Raw genomic sequence first — 24717 nt, 5'->3', positions numbered from 1 at the left:
TGTGTGTATGCTCGACCAGCTCACGGCCGCCTGCGAAGGCTGCGACCGCCCGCTCGACGGCGACCAGTTGATGCTCACCATGCGGACCGACGCCGGCACCCGGCGCGCCTACGAGTGCGGCTGTGGCGCGGTCACCGTCACCGTCGTTCGCGAGGATTAAGGCCACCCGTCGGATACGGCGGCCCATGGAGGAGGTCATCCACGCCCGCGGCCACGAGAACGTCACCGCCGAACACGCCAGCACGTTCGAGGTGACGACCGACGACTACCTCACGCCGGCGGGCGACTGCATCCTCGCCGTCGACGCCGACCGCGCCCCCGCCGACTTCGCCGACGCGTTCGTGGCAGCCTGCCGCGAACCCGGCTCGACCATCACCTGTACCATCGAGGCCGACGGCCATACCGACACCGCGGTCGGCGTCGGCCATCCCGACCTCGAGTTCGACAGCGAGCGCAGCATGGTCGGACGCACCTCGGACTACGTCGACGACCGGACCGTCATGCTCGCGAGCAGCATCGCCGCCGAGGGGTTCGACCGCGACCTCGTCGCCGCGCTCGCCGACGGTGCCGACGTGACGGTGAGGCTGGCGGTGGAGTAGAGAGCACCCCCACGTCCCGCCTGCGCCGCGGTCGTTTTGACCCTCCGCTGCCAACGTCGAGCCATGCCCGACGACGAACCCGCCAGGAACATCTCCGGCGGCGCGGACGGCGGTGGCGTCGCCGCGGAGTTCGCCCCCGGCGAGGCCGCGACCCGCGCCGAGGCCGTCGTCGACCGCCTCGGCGAGCTGTACTGGCAGAAGACCTACGGCGGCAAGGACGGCTTCGAGTGCCTCGTCCGGACCATCCTCAGCCAGAACACGAGCGACGTGGCGAGCCAGCCCGCCCACGACGACCTCGTGGCCCGGTACGGGCCCATCGATGACCTCGCCGGCAACCTCGCCGACGCGGACCACGACGAGCTCGCCGAGACCATCTCAGCAGCCGGGCTCTACAACCAGAAGTCGGCGGTCATCCGCGACGCTGCCGCGTGGGTGCTCGACGAGTTCGGCTCCACCGAGGTGTTCGACGAGTTCGTCGTGGCGGGGGACCCCGACGAGGTGCGCGAGACGCTGCTCTCCGTCTCCGGCGTCGGCCCGAAGACGGCGGACTGTGTCCTCCTGTTCGCCGGCGGGCAGGGCGGCGTCTTCCCCGTCGACACGCACGTCCACCGAATCGCCCGCCGGATGGGCCTCGCAGCCGCCGACGCCGACCACGAGGGGGTGCGGGAGGCGCTGGAGGCCGCCGTTCCGGCCGAGAAGTGCGGTTTCGGCCACACCGCGATGATCCAGTTCGGCCGCGAGTACTGCACCGCCCGCAAACCCGCGTGTCTGGACGACCCGGAGGCCTGCCCGCTCGCCGACCACTGCGACCAGGTCGGGGTCTACCCGGAGACGGGGGAGACCGTCGACCCGGCCGACGCCGTGGAGGTCGACTGAGCCGACGCGAGAACCGCCACCGTGCGAACTGTTTTCTCGCCGCCCGAGCAATCACGGTCGTGAACGTCGAACCTGTCACGCTCCACGGCGACTACGTCCGGCTCGAGCCGCTCTCCGCCGAGGACCACCTGGACGACCTGATCGCCGCCGGCGACGACGAGGACATCTTCCGGTGGTTCGGCACGCAGCACGCCGGTCCCGAGGCGATGCGGTCGTTCGTCGCCGACGCCATGGAGGCGCAGGCGGAGGGCGACCAGCTCCCCTTCGCGACCGTCCGGCAGGACACCGACGAGGCCATCGGCTCGACCCGGTTCGGCAACATCCGGCACGAGAACCGGTCCGTCGAGATCGGCTGGACGTGGCTCACCCCCGACGAGCAGCGGACACCGGCCAACACCGAGGCGAAGCTGCTCCAGCTCCGGCACGCGTTCGAGCGGTGGGACTGCGTCCGCGTCGAGTTCGAGACCGCAGCCGCGAACGAGCCGGCACGGGGGGCGCTCTCCCGCATCGGAGCCGTCGAGGAGGGCATCCTCCGCAAGCACATGGTCGTCCAGGGCGAGCCGCAGGACAGCGCCTTCTACAGCATCCTCGACACCGAGTGGCCGGACGTGGAGCAGGACCTTGCGGCGAGGCTGGCCCAGTGACCGGCCGGCCACTCAGTTCCCGGTGTTCGGGTCCTCGTAGGTCCCCTCGACGTAGACCATCCGGCCGTCGATGGTCACCGAGCTGGACGCCGCCTCGCCGCCGACTGCGGCCTCGATGTCGGCCTTCGCGTCGACCTCGCTCTCGCTCTCGTACAGGATGGCGACGGACGACTCGAGTCGCTCCGTCGAGAACGACGCGCTGGTCGCGCCACCGACGGCGTTCCCGCTGAGGTCGAGGTCGCTGAAGCTGGCGAGCCCGCTGGTGGCACCGCCGCCGCCACCGCCGCCACCGCCGCCACCGCTCTCGAACAGTCCACCATCCGAGCTGTAGGTGACGGCCATGATGCCCCGCGTCGGGAGCGCCGTGACGAGCGAGTCGTAGTCGTCGGACTCCCCCCGGAACCGGTCGGTGTTCCCGGCGTTCGCGTCGAGGAGTCGCCGGATCCGGGCCATCGGGTCCGAGACGTTCTCGCCGCCGCGGACCACGACGGCGGTGTCGCCGGAGACCGAGATGACCGTGGCATCGCTCCCCGAACCGTTGCGGTACAGCGTGGCGCCGGCGTGGGAGTCGACCTCCTGGGCACCGGCGCCCGACACCGACGAACCGACGCTCTCGACGTCGAACGAGCCCTCGAGGACGATGCCGTTGTCGACGAAGTGCGCCCGCTGGGCCGACCCGTCCTGCTGGACGAGAGAGGCGAGGCCGGTCCGCATCAGCCCGAACCCGAGCCCCAGCGCCGCGGCGAAGAGGTACGTCGCCGGGATACCGGCCAGCGGGTCCGTCCCCATGCTCGACGAGGTCTCCGTCTGGGTCTGGGTCCCCTCCCCCTCCTCCTGGAGCGTCCGGTACACCTCGAGGTCGAGCGTGAAGGCGTTGACCGGCTCGCTGACCCCGGCAGCCATCCACGAGTCGTAGCTCGCGCGGTCGCCGTTCGGCGTGCCGCCACCGCCGCCACCGCCGGGGAGGCTGCTGCATCCCGAGAGTGTTGTCATCGCCGATGCACCCGCGACCCCCGCTACCTGGAGAAATCGTCGTCGTTCCATCGTGTCCCGCAAAAGAATATCAGCATACTAATAGATTCCGGGTTCGATACTTCCGGGTGGTTCCGGAGCCACTGCTCCCGCTCACAACGTGTCCAGCACACCGAGCACGCGCTCCTCGTTCTCCCGGCCGGGGTCGTGCTCGCTCCCATCCCTATCCGAATCGAGGTGGTCGTCGACGGCGGCCTGCATCGCCTCGTCGACTGGCGTCGACTCCCAGCCCAGCGCGGCGAGCTTGTTCGTGTCGAGGACGTGCGGGTAGTCGCGGTAGAGGATGTAGTCGTCGAGCGAGAGGTCGCCGATGCCGAGCTCGCGCTCGGAGGCGTGGACGACCTCGACCTCCGTGTCTCGCGGGCTTCGCCCGCTCGACTCGTCCGCGGAACGTGGTTCAGCGCCGTCCAGGCAGTCCGCGACGAGCTCGACCATCTCCTCCAGCGTGACCATGCGCCGGTCGCCGATGTTGTACGCCTCGCCGGCCTCACCCGCCTCGGCGACGACCCGGAGCGCGCTCGCGACGTCCTCGACGTACGCCCGGTGCCAGACGTTCGTGCCGTCGCCGGGGACGACGATGCGGTCGTACTCGTTCACCCGGTCTATCCAGAAGTCCAGGCGCTCCGTGTAGTCGTGGGGCCCGTAGACGATGCAGGGCCGGACAGCCATCGCGTTCACGCCGTCCTCGGCGGCCGCGAACACCGCCCGGTCGCCCTCGGCCTTCCGGGGGCCGTAGCTCTCGTGCGAGTCGTCTTTCGCCTGCTCCTCCGTGCAGTCACAGAGCGGCGTCTCGTCCTCCCGCTTCGGCATGACCTCCGCCCCGTACGCGGAGCCGGAGGAGATGTAGACGTAGGCGTCGACGTCGTCGAAGATCCGGCAGGCGGTGCGGACGTCCCGCGGGTGGTACGCCACGCAGTCGATCACGACGTCGGGCTCGACCTCCCGTGCCGCGCTGGCGAGTTCGGCGTCGTCGGTCCGGTCGCCCTGCACGTGGTCGACCTGGTCGTCCGACTCGAACGGGTTGTCGTGGTTCCCGCGGTTGAAGACGGTGACCTCGTAGCCGTGGTCGAGGAACTCCTCGACGGTGTGGCGGCCGATGAATCGCGTGCCGCCGATGACGAGTGCGGTGTCCATGTGCTCTGGGTGGGTCGGTCGGGGGATGAACGTGGTGATTCCGGCCAGTACGTTGTGGGGCGGTTCGTACTGATTCTGTCACTGCGATTGTTCCGATGGCCGTGGGGGTCGCTGGGGACGACAGCATCCAGAAAGGCCCCGCGAATAGTGGGGATTGCTGGAATCACCACCAGCCAGAAAGCCCCCACGTTCTCGCCGCCTGCGACTCGCTGTGCTCCTCGTTCCTGCGGTGCTTGCGTCGTCTCGGCTGGCGAGAACGTGGCCCCTTTCAGTCCCACCCGACCGCACCGCCACCGCCCTCGAACCTCCCCAGCCTCCTTCGATGCTCGCTCGCTCCACGGCTCGCTAGCGCTCGCCGTTCCGCTGTGGAGACGCTCCCTAGCGGTCACGTCTCCCGTTCGCTGCGCTTCTCGTCCCTCGCACGAGTGTCCGCTCGCGGCCTCACTTCGTTCGACACGCTCGCCAGACCGCGCGCCGCCCGGCTGGTCAACCATCGAACCAGGTTATAGGTTTACAACAATTGTCAACCCCCCGGTGGGGTCAATTCGCACCCCAACTGGTCCGGAAGCAGCGCAAGCCAACGACAGAGAAATCGCCGCAGTCGTCAGTCGTCGCTGGACGCGAACCCGGTCGCCCCCGCCTCGGCGACGGCCGAGGCGCTCTCGGGCAGCTCCTCGCGCACGTCGGCGGCGTCCTCCTCGGCCATGACGCGCTCGTAGGCGTCGGGCATGACCTTGACGAACGAGTCGAGCGCGGCGTCCCAGTTCTCGAGGAGCTCGCGGCCGCGCTCGGAGTCGGTGTAGGCGACGTGGTTCTCGACGAGACGGCGGAGCATCGCCCGGTCGCGCTCGTCGAGGTCGTCTTCGAGGTGGACCATCCCGGTGTTCAGGTCGCGCTCGAGCGAGTCGTCCTCGTCGAGCACGTAGGCGATGCCGCCGGACATCCCGGCGGCGAAGTTCTTCCCGGTGCCGCCGAGGACGGCGACGACGCCGCCGGTCATGTACTCGCAGCCGTGGTCGCCGACGCCCTCGACGACGGCGGTCGCACCGGAGTTGCGGACGGCGAACCGCTCGCCGGCCATGCCGTTGACGTAGCACTCGCCGTCGGTCGAACCGTAGAGCGCGACGTTGCCGACGGCGACGTTCCGTGCGGGGTCGAAGCCGGCGTCGGCGGGCGTCTCGACGGCGATGCGGCCGCCGGAGAGACCCTTGCCGACGTGGTCGTTCGCGCCGCCGACGAGGTGGAGCGCGACGCCCGAGGCGAGGAACGCACCGAAGGACTGGCCGGCGGTGCCCCGCAGCGAGACGTTGACGGTGCCGTCAGGGAGACCCGTCTCGCCGTACTCGCTGGCGATGGCGTTCGAGAGGATGGCCCCGACGGTGCGGTCGGTGTTCGACACCTCGGTGGCGATGCCGACCGGCTGACCGCGGTCGAGCGCGGGCTCTGCCTGATCGAGCAGCTCGTAGTCGAGGTGGCCCTCCAGTTCGTGGTCCTGCTCGCGGACCTTCCGGCGCGGGCCGTCGCCCACGTCGGCGAGGACACTGGAGAGGTCGACCTTGCGGGCCTTCTCGTGGTCGGTCTCGCGCTGGGTCAGGCAGTCGACCCGGCCGACCATCTCGTCGACCGTCTCGAAGCCGAGTTCGGCCATGATCTCACGCAGCTCCTGGACGACGAACGTGACGTAGTTGATGACGTGGTCGGGCGTGCCGGGGAACCGCGCCCGGAGGTCCTCGCGCTGGGTGGCGACGCCGACCGGGCAGGTGTTCTTGTGGCACTGCCGGGCCATCACGCAGCCGCCGGTGACGAGCGCCGCGGTGCCGAAGATGTACTCCTCCGCACCGAGCAGCGCGGCGACGGCGACGTCGCGGCCGGTCTTCAGGCCGCCGTCGGCGCTGAGCCGGACGCGGTCGCGCAGGCCGGTCCGCCGGAGCGTCTGGTTCGCCTCGGCGAGCCCGAGCTCCCACGGCAGGCCGGCGTTCTTGATGGACGTGCGCGGCGACGCGCCGGTGCCGCCGGAGTGCCCGGAGATGTGGATGACGTCGGCGTTGGCCTTCGCGACGCCGGCGGCGATGGTGCCGATGCCGGCCTCGGAGACCAGCTTGACGTTGATGTCCGCGTCCGGGCTGGACGCCTTCAGGTCGTAGATGAGCTGCTTGAGGTCCTCGATGGAGTAGATGTCGTGCAGCGGCGGCGGCGAGATGAGGCCGACGCCGGGCGTCGACTTCCGGACGTGGGCGATCATCTCGTTGACCTTCTCGCCGGGGAGGTGGCCGCCCTCGCCGGGCTTGCTACCCTGTGCCATCTTGATCTGCAGCTCGTCGGCGTTCGCGAGGTACGTCGCGGTGACGCCGAAGCGCCCGGAGGCGACCTGCTTGACTGCGCACTCCTTCTCGGTGTCGAACCGTTCGGGCGGCTCGCCGCCCTCGCCGGTGTTCGCCTTGCCGCCGATGCGGTTCATCGCGACGGCGTTGTTCTCGTGCGCCTCGGGGCTGAGGCTGCCGAGGCTCATCGCGGCCGTCGAGATGCGCTCGACGATGTCGGCCACCGGCTCGACCTCCTCGATGGGGATGGCGTCGCGGTCGCTGTCGAACTCCAGCAGGCCACGGAGCGTCTGGAGCTGCTCGTTCTGGTCGTTGATGAGCTCGGCGAACTCGCCGTAGTGGTCGTAGTCGCCGGCCCGAACCGACTGCTGGAGCGTGCCGACGGTGCTCGGGTTCCACTGGTGGTGCAGCCCGCCGGAGCGGTTCTCGTACTCGCCGGAGCGTTCGAGGGCGGGCACTTCCTCCTCGTCGTACGCGGTCGCGTGGCGCTCGCGCAGGTCGCTCTCGATGTCGTCGATGCCGATACCTTCGGTGCGGTTCTCGGTGCCCTCGAAGTACTCGGCGACGAAGTCGGAGTCCAGCCCCACGGCTTCGAAGATCTGCGCGCCCTGGTAGCTCTCGACCGTCGAGATGCCCATCTTCGCCATCGTCTTCAGCAGGCCGCCCTCGACCGCCTCGATGTAGGCGTCGATGGCCGCCGCGAGGTCCGCGCCGTCGGGCCCCCGCGTCACGTCGGCGATGGTGCGGAACGCGAGGTACGGGTTGATGGCGTCCGCGCCGTAGCCGACGAGCGTCGCGGTGTGGTGCACCGCGCGGGGGTCGCCCGACTCGACGACGAGCCCGGCGTGGTTCCGGAGGCCGTTCCGGACGAGGTGATGGTGGACCGCCCCCGTCGCGAGCAGGCTCGGGACGTGCAGCCGGTCCTCCCCACCCGCGCGGTCCGAGAGCACGACCACGTCGGCGCCGGCTTCGATGGCGGCGGCGGCGTCCGCGCGGACGCGCTCGACGGCCGACTCCAGGTCGCCGTCCGTCGGGAACGTGCTGTCGACGACCGCGCTCTCGATGTTGCCGCTCGCCGCGCTCCCGTCGAGGTCGCGGATGGCGCCGAGTTCGGCGTCGGTGAGGACGGGCGAGTCTGCGACCAGCTGCCGGGCGTGTGCGGGCGTCTCGTCGAGCAGGTTGCGCTGGAACCCCATCCGAGTCTCCAGCGAGGTGACGAGCTCCTCGCGGATGTAGTCCAGCGGCGGGTTTGTCACCTGCGCGAACAGCTGCTTGAAGTACGAGAACAGCGGCCGGTTGTAGTCCGACAGCACCGACAGCGGCGTGTCGTCGCCCATCGAGCCCACGGGGTCCTTCCCCTTCTTGCTCATCGGCTCGATGAGGTTGTCCAGCTCGTCCCGGGTGTAGCCGTAGGCGGTCTGGCGGGCCCGGAGCTCGGTCGCGGCGTCGTCGTCTTCGGGCGTCGGCCGCGGGTCGTCGGCGGCGTGGTCGGCGAGGCTGACCTGCTCCCGGGCGACCCAGTCGCCGTAGCGCTCGTCGGCGAGTTCGTCGAACACCTCGTCGTCGGGGACGACGCGGCCCTCCTCGGGGTCGGCGAGGAACAGCTGGCCGGGCTGGAGCCGGCCGCGCTCGGCGACCTCGTGCTCGTCCAGCGCGAGCGCGCCGGCCTCGCTGGCCATCACGAGCCGGTCGTCGGTCGTCACGTCGTATCGGCAGGGGCGCAGCCCGTTGCGGTCGAGCACGGCGCCGACGCGGTCGCCGTCGGTCGCACAGACGAGCGAGGGGCCGTCCCACGGCTCAACGAGCGACGCGTGGTAGTCGTAGAAGTCCTTCCGGGCCGGGTCCATCGAGTCGTCGCCGCGCCACGCCTCGGGGACGAGCATCCGCAGTGCGTGGGGGAGGTCGCGCTCCTGGGTGAGCAGTTCGAGGGCGTTGTCGACGCTCGCGGTGTCGGACTGGTCCGGGTCCTGGATGATGGGCCGGACGGCGTCGAGGTCCAGCTCGTCGGATTCGAGGTCCGTCTCCCGGGCACGCATCCAGTTGACGTTGCCCTGGATGGTGTTGAACTCGCCGTTGTGGACGATGCCGCGGTAGGGGTGCGCGAGGTGCCACGCCCCCAGCGTGTTCGTCGAGAAGCGCTCGTGGACCATGACGAACGTCGAGTCGACGCGCTCGTCGCGCAGGTCCGGGTAGTAGTTCGGGAGCTGTTCGCCCGTCAGCAGGCCCTTGTAGACGAGCGTCTTGCGGTCGAGCGAGCAGACGTAGAAGCGCTCGCTCCCCTCGAACTCGACCTCGTCGACGGTCTTCTCGACGACGCGTCGGGACTCGTACAGCGATCGGTCGAACGTCTCGGTGTCGGTGTCCCCGTCGGCCGGGGCGACCACCGCGTGCCAGACGTCCGGCTCGGAGTCGAGCGCGGTCTGGCCGAGCCCCTCGTTGTCGGTCGGCACGTCGCGCCAGTGCAGCACGTCGATGGCGCGATCCGCGAGCGCCGACTCGACGAGCTCCTGCATCGGCTCGCGTTCCTCGGCGGCCTGCGGGAAGAAGAAGGAGCCGACGGCGTACGTCTCAGGCAGGTCGACCGGCAGCTCGTCGGCGAGGAACTTGTGGGGCGTCTGGAGCAGAATACCCGCACCGTCGCCCGTGTTCGGTTCGGCGCCGGTCGTCCCACGATGCTCGAGGTTCTCGAGGAGCTCGAGGCCATCGGCGACGACCGAGTGGTCGCTCCCTCCACCGAGGTCCATCACCATCCCGACACCGCAGTTCGATCGCTCGTCCTCCGGGTCTGCGAGCCCCCGGCTGGCAGGCGTGACCCGCTGTGGCTGATTCATGTGTACACGGCCCACTGACTCGTATAAGAGGCTACTCCTGAATGGCTAAGGGTATTAATAACACATATAAGGAAACATTAACAGTACGTATATCCGCCGTTGCCGGGGGTCTCAGCCCTCGACGACGGACACCCCGGTGACCTCGAAGCGCGCGCCGCCGGACTCGCTCTCCGCCACCGTGACCGTCCAGCCGTGCGCGTCGACGATCTGCTCGACGATGGCGAGCCCGAGCCCCGTCCCGTCCTCGTTCGAGGTGACGCCCGTCTCGAACACGGTGTCGCGTTCGGCCGCCGGAATCCCGACCCCGTCGTCGGCGACGACGAAGCCCGACCCGAGGTCGGCGACGAGGATCGTCGTCACCCCGTCCCCGTCGGCCGACCCGTGCTCCACGGAGTTCCGCAGGAGGTTCTCGAACAGCCGCTTGAGCCGTCGTTCGTCGGCCGCCACGACGGCGTCCGTCTCGACCTCGAGGGAGACGCCGTCCGCGTCGACGTTCGCCCAGGCGCTCCGGGCGACGTTCGCGAGCTCCACCGGCGTCAGGTCGTCCACCTGCTGGCCGTCGCGGGCGAGTGCGAGCACCTCGTCGATGAGCTCTCGCATCCGCCCGAACGCGTACTCGACGTCGGCCGCCGCATCCGCGTCGCCGGTCTCGCGGTACCGCTCGAACGAGCCCTCGCCGACGTTGAGCGGGTTCCGCAGGTCGTGTGCGAGGACACTCGCGAACTCGTCGAGCCGCTCGTTCTGTCTGATGAGCCGTTCGCGCTGCTCCTCCAGCCGGAGCGTCTGCTCGACCTGTCGCATCGCCGCCGCGGTGTTCTCCGCGAGGATCTCCGCGAACCGCACGTCCGTCTCGTCGAAGGTGCCGGCGACCTTCCCGATGCTGAGGATACCGTAGCGACCGATGGGCAGGTACATCGCGGCGGTGAACGCCCGACGGTCGTACGGGTCCGTCTCGGGGTCGATGTCGTCGTCGACGACCGTCTCGCCGCGCTGGAACGCCCGCCCGTGCGGCGAGGTCTCGATGTCGTACGGTGGCCGGCTGCCGACGTCGTCGATGGTCGCCCCGAAGGTGACGTGCCGGAGCACGTGGTCGTCGGGGTCGTACTCGCGGACGCCCACCCCCGGGAACCCGAGCACCTCGTTGGCGGCCCGGCCGCACGTCTCGTACACCGCCTCGCGCGTCTCCGCGGCGAGCAGCTCGCGCGTCGCCCCCTGGAGCGCGTCGACCGTCTCCTCGTACCGCTGGGTCGTCCCCACGTCCCGGATGGACCAGAGCACGCCCGCGTACTCCTCGTCGACGACGTACGGCGACAGCCGCATCATGTACTGCTTCAGCGGGCCGTCCCCGCGACGGATACCGGACCGGAACGTCCGGGCGTCGGCGTCGGTCCCCATGTCTGCGGTCAGCAGTTCGAAGCGCTCCCGGGTCGCCTGGGGCAGCAGGTCCCGCCCGACCAGCTCCGAGAGCGTGGCACCCACGATGTCCTCGACGTCGGCACCGAAGACGACGGGCGTGCTCTCGTTCCCGGCCCGGATGCGCCCGTCCGGGTCGACGACGAGCGCGGCTCCCGGTAAGGACTCGATGACCGACTCGGTCTGGCTATCGACCATGTGCTTCCCTTCCCTCGCCGTCGCTCGGCTCGGATAGCAACAGGATGCACTCGGACCGGTATTACTGTACTGGCTCGACACGTTGGGTCGGAGACGTGTTCGGGCGAACCGGTCGCCCCTGCAGGGGGAACGGTCCCGTCAGTACGTCTTCGCGAAGTACGCGATCTCCTCGGCCGGCTCACCGCACATCGTGCACTCGTCGTGCTCGAGTTCGAGCGCCTCGCCGTCCTCGAGCTGAGCCTCCGGCACGTCCTCCTCGTCCATCGGGACGAGCACGATCTCGGCGTGGACCTTCTCCTTCACCGCCTCCTCGCAGGCCTCGTCGCCACACCACGGCGTCTTCACGTAGCCGCCGTGCTGGCCGATGGTCCCGAGGATCTCGTTGACGTCCTCGACCGCGCGGACGTTCTCGACGAGGTTCTCCTCGGCAGCCGCGTACAGCTTGTCGAACACCGCGTCGAGGTGGTCGTCGACCGCCTCGGCGATGTCGGCGCGGTCCTCGACGACCTCCTCGCCGTCGGGCCGGTGGACGACGGTGACCTCCTCGTCCTCGACCTCGTAGCCGCCGATCTCGAACCGGACGGGGACGCCGTTGAGCTCCCACTCGTTGAACTTGAAGCCGGGATTGCGCTCGTCGCGGTCGTCGAGGTGGACGCGGACGCCCGCCTCCTGCAGCTCCGCGGCGATCTCCGAGGAGTACTGCATGACCTCCTCCTCGTTGTCCTCGTTGTAGATGGGCACGATGACGACCTGCTCGGGCGCCAGTGCGGGGGGCAGCACGAGCCCCTGGTCGTCCGAGTGCGTCATGATGAGCGCGCCGAGCGCCCGCCACGACAGCCCCCACGAGGTCGTCCACGCGGTCTGCTCGTCCTCGTCCTCGTCGGTGAACGTCACGTCGTACGCCTTCGCGAACGACTGGCCGAGGTGGTGCGAGGTCCCGCCCTGCACGGACTTCCCGTCGGGCATCAGCGCCTCCACCGACGTCGTCGTGTCCGCGCCGGGGAACTTGTCGTGGTCGGGCTTGGCTCCCCGGAGCACCGGAATCGCCAGCACGTCCTCGTAGAGCTTCGCGTACTGGTCCAGCCGCGTCATCACCTCGTCCCACGCGCCCTCGTCCGTGGCGTGGGCCGTGTGGCCCTCCTGCCAGAGAAACTCCTTCGTCCGGAAGAACGGCTTCGTCTCCGTCGCCTCCCAGCGCACGACGCTCGCCCACTGGTTCAGCCGCATCGGCAGGTCGCGGTGGCTGCGCACCCAGTCGCTGATGAACGGCGTGATGATGGACTCGCTGGTGGGTCGGACCGCGAGTCGCTCCTCGAGCTCCTCGTGCCCGCCGTGGGTCACCCACGCGACCTCCGGGTCGAACCCCTCGACGATGTCCTTCTCCTGCTCCAGGTAGCTCTCCGGGATGAACAGCGGGAAGTAGCTGTTCGTGACGCCCGTCTCCTTGAACCAGCCGTCCAGATGGTCCTGCAGCCGCTCCCACAGCTCGTAGCCCCGCGGTCGCGTGACGATGAACCCGCCCATCGGCGCGTAGTCCGCCAGCTTCGCCTTCTGGACGACTTCGGCGTACCACTCGCCCGTGTTGTACTCCTTGGACTCGGTGATGCCGAGCTCCTGTTCTCCACTCATTGTCCGTACGGACTCCCGTCTGGACTATAAACCCCTTGAAGGTGTGCGACTGCGTCTGAACGTGGGTCCCAGAGTTGGAGATGCTGGCGGAGTTCGAACTGGGAGCAGTCGAACAGCCTCGACAGTCGCGGAAGCAGACTCGGCTTCGAACAGCCAGAACGCCCCGGCCGCCGTGGGAACAAACTCGACCGCCAACAGCCAGAAAGCCCCGGCCGCCGTGGGAACTAACTCGACCGCCAACAGCCAGAAAGCCCCGGCCGCCGTGGGAACTAACTCGACCGCCAACAGCCAGAAAGCCCCGGCGGGCTACACTCCCGCGGCTCGCTGCGGTCCTCACTCCGTTGCGGTCCTTGCGTCGCCGGGGTTCGTGTAGCCCGCCGCCCCTTTCAGTCCCACACCCCACAGCACCGCACCTCTGGCCTCCCCAGCCGATTCGCTCTCCTCCGCTGCGCTCCGGTTCGCTCATCCCTCACGCGGATGGCTCGACACGCTCCCTGCGGTCGCGGTCTCACCAGTCGCGCGCCAGTGGCGGAACGCCAGCCGCACGACGGTTTCGGAGGCGGTAGGCTCACCTATCCGCCCCGACCCGATGACCATACCCAAGCCGGTTGCGGACGTGTAGGTGTACGATGACATCTGGGGGAACGATGACAGGGGAGGTATCGGCATGAAGGTGCTCACCGGCGAGTGGCGCGTCCTCGGCACGCGCTCGGACGGGAGGACGATGCTCGTCCACCCGCTGTTCGACGCCGAGATTCCGGCGTCGGTCCGCGTGGGGGAGGCCGTCGCGGTCTCGACCGGGAACTACGGCGGCGAGATGCAGGCCGTGGTCGACGAGCTGGAGCCCGGCAACCGGGTGCAGGCGGGCGTCTACCCCGGCACGCCGGGGCGGTTCACGACCGTCGAGCGCACCGACGACCAGCGCCTCGTCGTCGGCTTCCGGCCGACCCGCACCCCGGACTTCGCGGCGACGCTCTGGACCGAGGCCGCCGCAGGCCACACCGGCGACGGCCCCATCGCTGCGAGCCGGTCGCTCGGCGTGCCCGAGGGCGTCGCCGAGGTGTACGTCGCCCAGTCGACGGCCCGGCGCGACGACGACCTCTGGTGGGCGTTCGTCGGCGGCGGCGGTGAGGAGTCGTTCTTCGAGTCCTTCGACACCGCGCCGGGTCGCCCGGCGGAGTTCGTCGCCGGCAACCCGCAGGGGTCGCCGTACTTCTGGGTCGTGAAGTTCGCGGAACACGACACGTCGACGGCCCGGCAGCTCGCCGTCGCCGCCGGACTGGTCGGCCAAGATGTCGACATCGACGCCGAGCTGGCCGCGCTGGCGGACGGCCTCGGCGGGAAAGTCGTCGCGTAGCGGCCCTACTCTTCGTCGAACTCGACGCCGTCGCTGAGCTCGTGCTCCAGCAGCTCGTCGCCGTCGTCGTCGAAGTAGAACGTCGCGCGGACGGTGCCGCCGTCGAGCACCTGCGGGAGCCACAGCTCGTCGTCGGGCCACATCTCGTCGTAGGGCACCGACCCGCGGGACCGCCACTCCGGAACCGCCTCGGGCGTCGTCTCGGGTTCGCCCGCCACCTCGCGGGCGACGTAGACGTGACAGAGGAAGATGTGCTCGTCGCCGAAGAAGAAGTCGAACTCCGCCCGCTTCGTCAGGTCCGCCACGTCGAGCCCGGTCTCCTCGCGCGTCTCCCGGATCGCGCTCTCGCGGGGCGTCTCGCCTGGTTCGACCTTCCCGCCGGGGCCGTTGTAGAGGTCGGCCCCGAGCCCCCGACGCTTGCGGATCATCAGCAGCTCGTCGTCGGGCGCGAGCGGGAGGTCGCTCCGGACCGGGTAGCAGAGGGTCGCCTCGTCGCGGTCGTCGCCGGCCATACGTCCGTGACGGCGCGGTGGTCAGTTAGCTCTGTCGCCGTCGGAACGCCCGGACCGGTCGGCGGTGACCGACGCCCCCGGCACCAGCCCCCGCCGGTCGACGTACCAGACCAGAACGGCGGTCGGCACCGCCACCAGCGACGGCCAGAGGCTCGAACTCAGATACAGGTCCAGCGACGGAAGCTGGGCCCACGTCAGTGGGTAGAGGTAGGGCGGGGCGACGCCCCCGGCGCGGATGACGAGGTAGTCCATCGAGACGTGCAGCGACGCACCGCCGAGCAGCCCGGCGAGTGCGACACGGCGCTCCGACCGCTCGACCAGCATCGCACCCGCGATGGCGAGACAGGTGACGACGCCGACCGTCTGGACCGCGTACCACGAGCCGGTGACGCCCGCGAGGGTGACCTGCGTGTCGCCGGTCACGAGGTAGCCCTTCGCGAGGTCGGGGACGACCGCGCCCGCGGTCGCGAGCGGGACGTGCCGCCGGGCGAATCCGGGCACGACCCACGAGGCGACCGTTGCGACGACGAACGTCGCGAGGACGTGCGTGAGCAGGTCGCTCACGGCCGGTCACCGCCGTCGTTCCGTGGCGTGAGGACCCCCCGACCGAGGTCGGGGCGCCAGTACAGCAGCAGGAACCCGAGGGCCCAGAGCGCCGCGAGCGCAGACGCCGCGAACATGTACGTACGGTTCTCGCCGTGGGAGACGACGACGCGCTCGGCGGCGATGCGGTGGTCGGGGCGGGCGGCCCCGTACACCTGCACCTGGTCGTTCGGCCTGACGTCCGTGCCGGGGTCGACGCCGGTCACGACGACCGCCCTGTCGTCGGGGCCGAAGGTGCCGACGAGGCCGTCGTCGGTCACCCTGGTCACGTCGAGCCAGAGGAACACCTGTTCGCCGTGGTAGGAGTCGAAGTCGTCGGTGAGCGCCCTGTCGCTCGGGTACGTCCCCCGGTCGTCGGCGTGGGCGGCGTAGTCGACGGCCAGCCAGCCAGCGGCGACGAGACAGCAGACGACCACGAGGAGTCGGACCAGCGGGCGCTCCATCTGACGCGCCCCTTCTCGCGGCGGCCTCGTAGCTCCTTCGGGTCGGAACCGGATCGGTCGGCCTCAGTCGACGGCGAACGGGCTCTCGCGCTCGTTCCAGCCCCAGCCCGGGATGCGCTCCTGCGTGCCGGCGGCGAGGGCCGCGTCGAGGTCGTCCGCCCCGGCGGCCTCGTCGGCGTCGCCGTGGGTCACGATGTCGGCGTAGTGGAACGTCGCCTCGCCGAGCATGCGGAGCGGCTGGCTCCCGGCGATGGTCGCGGCGAGCTCCCGGCCGAGCAGCTCGTCGACGACGAAGCCGGGGTAGTCCCCCTCGACGTCGAGGTCGCGCAGGAGTCCGACCAGCGCCGCCACGTTGACCGCGCGGTCGCCGTCGGCGAACGTCTCGTCCACGACGGCGACGTACTGCGATTCCGTCACGGGGTCGACGTCGATACCGAACGTCTCGCCGAGGTCGCCACGCACACGATTCGCCAGCGGGACGACCACGTCGGCCCGGTCGCGGACCCACCTGTGCTCGCGCTCGACGACCGCCTTCGTCACCTGCATGGGAGGCAGTACGGACGCCCCTGCCCTCAGTATTGCGAAGGCTTTTATAACATCGGTGGCATACGACCGAGTAAGCGGGTTCTCCCCGAGACCTCCCGACGAGCAAGCGCCTGGGACGGGCTCGAACCGCAGTTTCCACCGACAATGTCTCGATACGACACGCGCGGCAACGCACGTCACCAGTCCGACAGCGGTGCGGAGGCAGTGGCGTGTGGCGGCTCCGTCCGGGACGGACGGGGCTGGCCGCGGCGACGGTCGGCCGGAACGGGCGGAACACGCCGTCCGGACGCGACTGAATTTCTCGACATATGAGTTCCGTAGATCGACAACTCGAAGAACTGGAAGCAGAGATCAAGAGCGAGATTCCGAGCGACATCTCGGTGTCCGCCGTCAAGTACGAGGGCCCCGAGCTGGTGGTGTACACACGCGACCCCAAGAAGTTCGCCCAGCAGGGCGACCTCATCCGCCGGCTCGCCTCGAAGCTCCGGAAGCGCATCACGGTCCGACCCGACCCGGACGTGCTCTCCCGACCGGAGTCGGCACGCGAGCAGATCATGGAGGTCATCCCCGAGGACGCGGGCGTGACCGACCTGGACTTCCACGCCGACACCGGTGAGGTCGTCATCGAGGCCGCGAAGCCGGGCATGGTCATCGGCCGCCACGGCTCGACCCTGCGCGAGATAACGAAGAAGGTCGGCTGGACCCCCGAGGTGGTCCGCACGCCGCCCATCGAGTCCTCGACGGTCTCGAACGTCCGCAACTTCCTCAAGCAGGAGCGCGACGAGCGCCGCGAGATCCTCGAACGCGTCGGCCGGCAGATCCACCGCGAGGAGATGTCGAACGACGAGTACGTCCGCATCACGACGCTCGGCTGCTGTCGCGAGGTCGGGCGCGCCTCGTTCATCCTCTCGACGCCCGAGACGCGCATCCTCATCGACTGCGGCGACAAGCCCGGCGCAGAGGGCGAGGTGCCCTACCTGCAGGTGCCGGAGGCCCTCGGCGCGGGCGCGACCAACATCGACGCGGTCGTCCTGACCCACGCCCACCTCGACCACTCCGCGCTGCTGCCGCTCATCTTCAAGTACGGCTACGACGGCCCCATCTACACCACCGAGCCGACCCGCGACCTGATGGGTCTGCTCACGCTCGACTACCTCGACGTCGCCGCGAAGGAGGGACGCGCGCCGCCGTACGAGTCAGAGATGGTGCGCGAGGCCATCAAGCACACCATCCCGCTGGAGTACGGCGACGTGACCGACATCGCGCCGGACGTGAAGCTCACGTTCCACAACGCGGGCCACATCCTCGGCTCCGCCGTCTCGCACTTCCACATCGGCGACGGCCTCTACAACGTCGCGTTCTCCGGCGACATCCACTACAAGGACACCCGCCTGTTCAACGGCGCGGTGAACGACTTCCCGCGCGTCGAGACGCTCGTGCTGGAGTCCACCTACGGCGGCCGGAACGACTACCAGACCGACCAGGAGGACTCCGAGCGCAAGCTGAAGGAGGTCATCAAGGAGGCCCACGCGCAGGACGGCAAGGTGCTCATCCCGGCGTTCGCCGTCGGGCGCTCGCAGGAGATCATGCTCGTGCTCGAGGAGGCGATGCGCAAGGGCGAGATCCCCTCGATGCCGGTCCACCTCGACGGGATGATCTGGGAGGCGACCGCCATCCACTCCACCTACCCCGAGTACCTGCGCGACGACCTGCGCGACCGCATCTTCCACGAGGACGAGAACCCGTTCCTGGCCGACGAGTTCAACCACATCGACGGCGGCGAGGACGAGCGCCAGGAGGTCGCCGACGGCGGCCCCTGCATCATCCTCTCCACCTCAGGGATGGTCGAGGGCGGGCCCATCATGTCCTGGCTCCGCCACGTCGGCAAGGAGGAGGACTCGAAGATGGTGTTCGTCGGCTACCAGGCCCAGGGGACGCTGGGTCGCCGCATCCAGAACGGCTGGGACGAGATCCCCATCAACGACCGCGGCGGCAACGGCGGCCGCTCGAACACGCTGAAGCTGAAGATGGACATCGAGACGGTCGACGGCTTCTCCGGCCACGCCGACCGCCAGGGGCTCGAGGACTTCGTCCGCACCATGAACCCCCGACCCGAGAAGGTGCTCTGTGTCCACGGTGACGAGTCCTCCGTGCAGGACCTCTCCTCGGCGCTCTACCACGAGTTCAACATGCGGACGTTCGCGCCGAAGAACCTGGAGACGTTCCGGTTCAAGTAGCGCGGCTCCCTGGCCGACGTTCCCGACAGAAGACACTTACCCGTTCTCGTGGTCGGTTCACGTGATGCCCTCCAGACGTACGTTCGTCGCGAGTGTCGCCGCGGCCTCGGCCACTCTCGCCGGGTGTGCCGGTCTCGACAGTGGCGACGACAGGCCGACGAACGACGGCACGGAGCCGACCGACGCGCCGACGACCACCCAGTCCACGACCACCGCGGACGACCCACGCGTCCAGGGGCTGCAGGTCGACCCGGGCGGCGTCCACGGCGCGATCCGGGTTGTGCCCGACGGTCTCCGAAGGCTCATCGTCGACGCCGCACGCGAGGATGGCGTTGTCCGTGGCCACTACGAGATGTTCGTCGACCAGCCGCCGTCGCCCGACCTCGCCGCCTTCGAGACGCTCGAACTGCGGGGCACCGACGGTGTCGACGGCACGTACGCGGTCGACGTGCAGACCGGCGGTCGCTACCGGATGCAGTTCGAGGCCGCTCCCGCCGAGTCGGTCCCCGACGACGCGACTGTCGTCGAGGGGAGCGAGTTGACCACCGAGCAACGCGAGTTCGTCCGAAACGCGACGGGCAGCGACCCGGCCGAGACGTACCCCGAAACCGAACTCGGCACGTTCGCCAGAACCGTCCTCGCAGAGAGCTACGTCCGTCTCGACGGCGAGGTGTACCAGGGGCGCGAGCGCCGACAGACCGACGCCGAGTTCTTCGCGGACCGGGTCTGGTACGTGCTGTCGCTGGAACCGACGGACGCCGACGACCCGCCCGTGCTCGACTGCACGCCGGTCGAATCCGGGATGGCCGAGGCCGTCGCAGGCGTCGTCGAGGACGACCGGGGCACGCCGAGACTCGTGGAGGAGCCGACGGACCGGCTGGTACAGCTCGCCCGTGAAACCGACGCCGTCATGCTGCACAACCTGACGCTCCGGCTCAGCGTCGAGTAGGCGGGTCGCGGAACCCCGCCGGCGCGTCGCCTCGCAACGCTTTCGACCCCGGAGCGTCTCGCCGACCGTATGTCCACCTCGCCCGTCGTCTTCGCGCTGCTGGCGATGGTCACGTGGGGGCTCTGGGCCGTCCTCGCCGACGCCGCAACCCAGAGCACTTCGCCGACCGTCGCGATGATCGTCTCCTACCTCGTCGGTACCGCCCTCGCCGGCGCGTACGTCCTCACGCGACCGAACCCGGTCACGTACACCCGCGAGGGACTCCTGCTCGCGGTCGGCGCTGGTGTGTTCTCCGGCATCGCCGCCGTCGCGTTCTACGCCGGGCTGGAGCGCGGGAGCACCGGCGTCGTGACGACCGTCTCGGCGCTGTACTTCGTCGTCGCCGCGGTGCTGGGTGTGGTGCTGTTCGACGAGCCCGTCACCCTCCAGCGCGTCGGCGGCGTCGGCTTCGCGGTCGTCGCCGTGGCGCTGCTGGCGAACTGACCTGCCCCGGGTACGTCACCGTGCCGTCGTGTTTCGGCTGCTCCCGAAACCCACAAGTGCGAACTGACCCTCGCTCAGGTAGTGCGACGAAGATACCGGCAGGCAGCCATCCTGGTCGCGGCGCTCTCGCTGCTCGTGCTCGCCCGGCTGACCGTCGGGGGGGACGTCCCGCGCCTCGTCGCGGCCGTCGAGAACGACGTGCTGTTCGTCCTCATCCTCGCCGTGGGCTACGTCGTCCGCCCGTTCCTGGCGATCCCCGTCACGGCGTTCACGCTGCTCGTGGGCTACCGGTTCGGCTGGCCGGGGCTCCCCATCGCGCTGGCCGGTGGCGTCCTCACCGCGCTCCCGGCGTACTACGCGGGCCGGTGGTACAAGCGCGACGACGGCATCCTCGGCTGGCTGCGGCGCTCCGGCGACGAGGTGTTCGACGCGACGGGCGACCTCCGGGGCACCATCGCCGGCCGGCTCTCGCCCGCGCCTGCCGACGCGGTGGCCTACGGCACCGGCCTCGCGGACGTTCCCCTCGGGACGTTCCTCCTCGGGACGTTCATCGGCGAGCTCCCCTGGATACTCACCATCATGGCCATCGGCGTCTCCGCGCGGAACGTCACCACCGGGCACTCGGTCAACCCGCTCGTGCTCGTCGGCGCCGGCGTCCTCGCGCTCCTGCTCGTCGCCCGGCCGCTGTACCGCCGGTTCCTCGAGCGCCGCGCGTCGTAGGAACTATTAACTCGAATCCGCGTTATCTTCTCATCATGGCTTCCAACGCTCCCGCACCCGGTGGTGCCGACCCGCTGGGCATCCACGGCGTCGTCCCGCCGACGGTGACGGCGTTCCACGACGACGAGTCGGTCGACTACGAGGGGACGGCGGCCCACGCCCGGTTCGTCGTCGACGGCGGCGCACACGGCGTCTTCCCGCTCGGCACCAACGGCGAGTTCGCGATGCTGTCCGGCGCGGAACGCGACCGCATCGTCGAGAGCGTCGTCGACGAGGTCGGCGACGAGGTGCCAGTCATCGCGGGCGTCGGCGCGCCCAGCACCCGGCAGACCGTCGCCCGCGCCGAGGCCGCCGCCGACGCCGGGGCCGACGGTATCGTCGTCGTGACGCCGTTCTACTACCCACTCGATGGCGACGGAGCCGTCGAGCACTACCGCCGCGTCTGCGACGCCGTCGACCGCCCAGCCTACGTCTACCACATCCCCTCGAAGACCGGGAACGCGCTCTCGCTGGAGACGGTGTCCGAGCTCGCCGCCATCCCCAACCTCGTCGGCGTCAAGGACTCCAGCAAGGACGTCCCGTGGCTCGGGCAGGCCATCGACGAGCACCCCGATCTGACGTTCCTCTCCGGCTCCGACTCCCTGCTGTTCCCCGGCCTCGAGATCGGCTGTGCTGGCATGGTCTCCGCGGTGGCGAACGCCTTCCCGGAGCTCGTCGTCGACCTGTACGAGGCCTACGACGCCGGCGACGAGGACAGGGCCCGGGAGCTGCAGAGTCAGGTGTACGACGTGCGCTCGGCGCTCAAGCGCGGGCCATACATGGCCGGCGTGAAAGCTGCGCTGTCGCTACAGGGCTTCGAGGCGGGGCCGCTGCGGAGCCCGCTTCGGCGGATGGAGGCTGCTGACCAGGCGGCGCTCGAGGAGGAGCTTCGGGAACTCGGGCTGCTGGACTGAGTCTTTTCTGTTGGTTCGAGATTGTCCAGTCTCGCTTCTGCTTTAGGAATCTCTTGTCCCACGAACAGCCAGAAAGCCCCGAGGCGCTCGACTCCCGCGGCTCCTTGCGCTCCTCATTCTTGCGGTGCTCACGTCGCCGGGGTTCGCCGAGCTCCTCGCCCCTTTCAGCCCCACCCGACCGCACCGCAACCGCCCTCGAACCTCCCCAGCCTCCTGCGCGCCTCAGTCGCTAGCGTCCCCGGAAATCGGAGATTTCCGGTGGGCCCACGAGACGCGAGCGTCTCGTGACCGCTCCCTGCGGCGCTCGTCCCTCGCGCGGATGGCTCGACACTGATTCCGCCGTCTCCAAACTGCTCTTGCCAATACTCGCCACCCTCGCACGTCGCGTAACTCCTTTCCCGACGGCCGGTGTCGGTTGGGGTATGTTCACCAAATCGACGTGGATCCGGCTGCCCCGGAACGTGGTGGTCGGCCACGGCGTCGTCGACCGGACGGCGGAGGTCGTCGAGGACCTGCACCTGCAGGGACGACCGCTCGTCGTGACGAGCCCGACGCCCCGCCGGCTGATCGGCGAGACCATCGAGGCACAGTTCGCCGACTCGGAGGTCGTCGTCGTCGAGGAGGCGACGTTCGACTCCGTCGAGCGGGTCATCGAGCGCGCGGAGGCGGCACAGCCGGGGTTCCTGCTCGGCGTCGGCGGCGGGAAGGCCATCGACATCGCGAAGATGGCGGCGGACCACGTCGGCCTGGGCTTCGTCTCGGTCCCGACGGCGGCGAGCCACGACGGCATCGTCTCCGGGCGCGGGTCGGTGCCGGAGGGCGACACCCGCCACAGCGTCGCGGCGGACCCGCCGCTGGCCGTGGTCGCCGACACGGAGGTGCTGGCGGAGGCACCCTGGGAGCTGACGACCGCGGGCTGTGCCGACATCATCTCCAACTACACCGCGGTGATGGACTGGCGGCTCGCGAACCGGCTGAAGGACGTGCCGTACTCGGAGTACGCGGCCGCGCTCTCCGAGATGACCGCCGAGATCCTCGTCGACAACGCGGACTCGGTCCGCCCGGGACTGGAAGAGTCCTCGTGGGTGGTGACGAAGGCGCTGGTCTCCTCCGGCGTGGCGATGTCCATCGCGGGCTCGTCGCGGCCCGCCTCCGGCGCCGAGCACCTGTTCTCGCACCAGCTCGACCGCATCGCCCCGAACCCCGCGCTGCACGGCCACCAGGTCGGCGTCGGCTCAATCCTGACGGCGTACCTCCACGGCGGCGACCACGGCTTCTGGACGGACATCCGCGACGCGCTCCGGAGCATCGACGCGCCGACGACCGCCGAGGAGCTCGGCATCGAGCCCGAGACGGTGGTCGAGGCGCTGACGACCTGCCACGAGATCCGCGACCGCTACACCATCCTCGGCGACGGCATGAGCGAGGAGGCGGCCTGGGAGACCGCCAGAAAGACCGGCGTCATCGAGTAGCCTACTCGCCCGCGGGGCCGACGTCGCCCACGCTCTCCTCTATCTCGTCGAGCTCGTCGAGCGCCTGCGAGCCGGAGCCGTAGCGCCCGAGCACCGCCAGCCCGGCGGGGCCACCGACGACCAGCCGGAGCCAGAACGTCGCGAGCCGGAAGAGGACGACGCCCGCGCCGACGGCGGTCACCTGATCGCCGCTCATCACGGTGACGAGCGCCGACATCGTGGCTTCGACGCCGCCGAGTCCGCCCGGCAGCGGGACGGCCGTCGCGACCCCGGACACCGTGACGGCGAACGCCGAGACCGACAGCGCCGCGGGGCTGCTGACCGCCGCCAGCGAGAAGCTCAACGCGGCGGCGGTGAACACCCACGCGAGCACCGACGCGGCGAACGACGCCACGACGGCCCGGGGCTCTCTGGCGACGACCTCGCCCGTGTCGACGAAGCGGTCGAGCCGCGCCCGGACCCGCGTCGGTTCGAGGACCGCGCCGACGCGGGTCGACAGCGCCGAGACGGTCGGGTGGATTGCGCCCGCGAACCGGACCGTCGCCCGGCGGAGGATGGCGGGCCAGATGGCGAAGGCCGTCACGATACCGATGAGCGCCAGCAGCCCGATTGCGAGGACGACCGTCAGCTGGATGATCCACTGCGGGACGGGGCGCGTGAGCAGGACGAACAGCAGTCCGACCCCGGCGACGAGCGCCGAGGCGACCGTGCTGAGGAAGCCGGCGACCGTCGTCGCGAGCAGCGTGCGCTCGATGGTCGCATCGGAGTACCGCGAGATGACGTACGCGAGGACGGCCGCACCGCCCGCGACGCCGAAGGGGATCGCCTGCTTGACGAACACTGCGGCGAGGTAGAGGTTCCCGAACCGCCGCGGGCCCGGCGCGTCCGGGATCGGACGCACGAGCGCGTAGACGGAGAGCCCCCACGCGACGATGGAGCCGAAGCCGGCGAGCAGCGCCAGCCCGAACAGCGGCTTGTTGGCGGCGAGCACCCGGTCGAGCACCTGCTCCCAGCCGACGCCGACCGCGAGCAGGGCGACGACCACGAGGCCCACGACCACGCCCGCGACGATCTCCCGCAGTCCCATACACCCCACCTCGTGCGTGTCACACAAGAGCGCATCGGGTGCGCAGGGACGGAGACGGCGAGTTCCGGACTACCCCGGACAGTCGGTCGCGTCGAACGTGCGCGGTTCCGGTCCCTGGTCCATCCGTCGCGTCGCACCCGAGTCGAGGGTCACCAGCATCGCAACCCCGCCGTAGCCGTGCGTCTGGTCGTGGCCGCGGACGGCGACGCAGGTCACACCCGCTGGAATCTCGACCGAGTCGGACCGCGTGAACGGCTGCTGTGAGTGCGCGTGCAGCAGCTCGCGGCGGCCCAGCCGGGTTCCATCGAGCCGTTCGACCTGCCACCAGTTCGCGTAGCCGTCCTCGCCGTCGTCGTCGTGGTGGAGCGTCACGTCGAACCGGTACGTGCCGTCCTCGCTCTCGACCGAGACGCCGACGACGTTCGCCTCGCGGAGGTCGAGGCCGTCGGTGGCGGTGTCGGGAGCGGCCGCGTCGTCTGTCGTCGTCTCCGTCCCCGCCTCAGGGCCGGCGTCGTCGTCCAGACAGCCCGCCAGTGCGCCGAGTGTCAGGAGACCCGTCTGGCGGGCCAGCAGACGACGGCGAGGGAGTCCGTCCATGCTCGTCCGGTTCGCGGGCCAGCGGCATAACGACCCGTCCGAGGTGAGTCCATCATCCTCCGGCTTTAATTCCGAACCATT

At 69.9% G+C, this 24717-nt stretch carries 22 protein-coding genes; 11 read left to right on the top strand and 11 right to left on the bottom strand.

Annotated elements, in window-relative coordinates; all coding sequences use genetic code 11:
- The first annotated feature begins 7 nt into the window (after positions 1-7).
- The 4 genes from ACSG06_RS14285 to ACSG06_RS14270 all read left to right on the top strand — a co-directional run bounded on the left by ACSG06_RS14285 (position 8) and on the right by ACSG06_RS14270 (position 2119).
- The gene (locus ACSG06_RS14285; protein ID WP_175526355.1) at positions 8-160 is read left to right on the top strand and encodes a hypothetical protein; all 153 of its coding nucleotides are present in this window, start codon (positions 8-10) and stop codon (positions 158-160) included.
- Between the two features lie 25 nt (positions 161-185).
- The gene (locus tag ACSG06_RS14280; RefSeq protein ID WP_440990957.1) at positions 186-599 is read left to right on the top strand and encodes a DUF371 domain-containing protein; all 414 of its coding nucleotides are present in this window, start codon (positions 186-188) and stop codon (positions 597-599) included.
- Positions 600-662: 63 nt separating this feature from the next.
- Complete coding sequence (locus tag ACSG06_RS14275; protein WP_440990956.1) at positions 663-1475, top strand: endonuclease III domain-containing protein; 813 nt, start codon at positions 663-665, stop codon at positions 1473-1475.
- Positions 1476-1534: 59 nt separating this feature from the next.
- Complete coding sequence (locus ACSG06_RS14270) at positions 1535-2119, top strand: GNAT family N-acetyltransferase (RefSeq protein WP_440990955.1); 585 nt, start codon at positions 1535-1537, stop codon at positions 2117-2119.
- A 12-nt stretch (positions 2120-2131) separates the two neighbouring features.
- Here ACSG06_RS14270 and ACSG06_RS14265 read toward each other — a convergent pair whose 3' ends face one another.
- From ACSG06_RS14265 to proS, 5 genes are all read right to left on the bottom strand, one after another.
- Complete coding sequence (locus ACSG06_RS14265; RefSeq protein ID WP_440990954.1) at positions 2132-3112, bottom strand: hypothetical protein; 981 nt, start codon at positions 3110-3112, stop codon at positions 2132-2134.
- Positions 3113-3244: 132 nt separating this feature from the next.
- Positions 3245-4285: an NAD-dependent epimerase/dehydratase family protein gene (locus ACSG06_RS14260; protein WP_440990953.1), complete on the bottom strand. Its 1041-nt coding sequence runs from the start codon at positions 4283-4285 to the stop codon at positions 3245-3247.
- 604 nt (positions 4286-4889) lie between these two features.
- Positions 4890-9437 carry a glutamate synthase large subunit gene (gene gltB, locus ACSG06_RS14255; protein ID WP_440990952.1) on the bottom strand — a complete coding sequence of 1516 codons (4548 nt, stop codon included), beginning with the start codon at positions 9435-9437 and terminating at the stop codon, positions 4890-4892.
- Between the two features lie 111 nt (positions 9438-9548).
- On the bottom strand, positions 9549-11048 hold the full coding sequence (locus ACSG06_RS14250) for a sensor histidine kinase (protein WP_440990951.1): 1500 nt from the start codon (positions 11046-11048) through the stop codon (positions 9549-9551).
- Positions 11049-11186: 138 nt separating this feature from the next.
- Entirely contained in the window at positions 11187-12677 is a 1491-nt protein-coding gene (proS, locus tag ACSG06_RS14245) for a proline--tRNA ligase (RefSeq protein WP_440990950.1), read from the bottom strand.
- Between the two features lie 622 nt (positions 12678-13299).
- Here proS and ACSG06_RS14240 point away from each other — a divergent pair.
- Positions 13300-14034, top strand: a complete 735-nt coding sequence (locus tag ACSG06_RS14240) for a hypothetical protein (protein ID WP_440990949.1) — start codon at positions 13300-13302, stop codon at positions 14032-14034.
- A gap of 5 nt (positions 14035-14039) precedes the next feature.
- On the opposite strand, the gene ACSG06_RS14235 is transcribed toward ACSG06_RS14240, so the two are convergent.
- The 4 genes from ACSG06_RS14235 to ACSG06_RS14220 form a co-directional block, all read right to left on the bottom strand.
- Positions 14040-14546 (bottom strand): 8-oxo-dGTP diphosphatase, encoded by a 507-nt coding sequence (locus ACSG06_RS14235; RefSeq protein WP_440990948.1) that lies wholly within the window; start codon positions 14544-14546, stop codon positions 14040-14042.
- A 21-nt stretch (positions 14547-14567) separates the two neighbouring features.
- Positions 14568-15110 (bottom strand): hypothetical protein, encoded by a 543-nt coding sequence (locus ACSG06_RS14230; RefSeq protein ID WP_440990947.1) that lies wholly within the window; start codon positions 15108-15110, stop codon positions 14568-14570.
- Positions 15107-15592 (bottom strand): OB-like fold-containing membrane protein, encoded by a 486-nt coding sequence (locus ACSG06_RS14225; RefSeq protein WP_440990946.1) that lies wholly within the window; start codon positions 15590-15592, stop codon positions 15107-15109. The genes ACSG06_RS14230 and ACSG06_RS14225 overlap by 4 nt, the downstream gene beginning before the upstream one ends.
- A gap of 63 nt (positions 15593-15655) precedes the next feature.
- Complete coding sequence (locus tag ACSG06_RS14220) at positions 15656-16138, bottom strand: DUF7984 family protein (RefSeq protein WP_440990945.1); 483 nt, start codon at positions 16136-16138, stop codon at positions 15656-15658.
- A 308-nt stretch (positions 16139-16446) separates the two neighbouring features.
- On the opposite strand from ACSG06_RS14220, the gene ACSG06_RS14215 reads away from it, so the two are divergent.
- The 6 genes from ACSG06_RS14215 (at position 16447) to ACSG06_RS14190 (ending at position 22952) form a co-directional block, all read left to right on the top strand.
- The gene (locus tag ACSG06_RS14215) at positions 16447-18375 is read left to right on the top strand and encodes a beta-CASP ribonuclease aCPSF1 (protein WP_440990944.1); all 1929 of its coding nucleotides are present in this window, start codon (positions 16447-16449) and stop codon (positions 18373-18375) included.
- Positions 18376-18439: 64 nt separating this feature from the next.
- A complete protein-coding gene (locus ACSG06_RS14210) occupies positions 18440-19324 on the top strand; it encodes a DUF7979 domain-containing protein (protein ID WP_440990943.1) in 885 nt (294 codons plus the stop codon).
- 69 nt (positions 19325-19393) lie between these two features.
- The gene (locus ACSG06_RS14205; protein WP_440990942.1) at positions 19394-19807 is read left to right on the top strand and encodes an EamA family transporter; all 414 of its coding nucleotides are present in this window, start codon (positions 19394-19396) and stop codon (positions 19805-19807) included.
- 81 nt (positions 19808-19888) lie between these two features.
- On the top strand, positions 19889-20527 hold the full coding sequence (locus ACSG06_RS14200; RefSeq protein WP_440990941.1) for a TVP38/TMEM64 family protein: 639 nt from the start codon (positions 19889-19891) through the stop codon (positions 20525-20527).
- A 35-nt stretch (positions 20528-20562) separates the two neighbouring features.
- Complete coding sequence (locus ACSG06_RS14195) at positions 20563-21480, top strand: dihydrodipicolinate synthase family protein (RefSeq protein ID WP_440990940.1); 918 nt, start codon at positions 20563-20565, stop codon at positions 21478-21480.
- Positions 21481-21902: 422 nt separating this feature from the next.
- Complete coding sequence (locus tag ACSG06_RS14190; RefSeq protein WP_440990939.1) at positions 21903-22952, top strand: NAD(P)-dependent glycerol-1-phosphate dehydrogenase; 1050 nt, start codon at positions 21903-21905, stop codon at positions 22950-22952.
- Position 22953: 1 nt separating this feature from the next.
- Here the strand turns inward: ACSG06_RS14190 and ACSG06_RS14185 are convergent, their stop codons facing one another.
- Positions 22954-24039, bottom strand: coding sequence for a lysylphosphatidylglycerol synthase transmembrane domain-containing protein (locus tag ACSG06_RS14185; protein WP_440990938.1), 1086 nt, complete (start codon positions 24037-24039; stop codon positions 22954-22956).
- 69 nt (positions 24040-24108) lie between these two features.
- Positions 24109-24636, bottom strand: a complete 528-nt coding sequence (locus tag ACSG06_RS14180; protein WP_440990937.1) for a hypothetical protein — start codon at positions 24634-24636, stop codon at positions 24109-24111.
- Positions 24637-24717 lie beyond the last annotated feature (81 nt).

Origin of the sequence: Haloarchaeobius baliensis (genome assembly GCF_052060055.1) — an archaeon.
In the GTDB taxonomy this organism is placed as follows: Archaea; Halobacteriota; Halobacteria; order Halobacteriales; family Natrialbaceae; genus Haloarchaeobius; species Haloarchaeobius baliensis.
The sequence above is the reverse complement of the archived record's forward strand: the minus strand, read 5'-3'. Positions and strand labels throughout refer to the sequence as shown.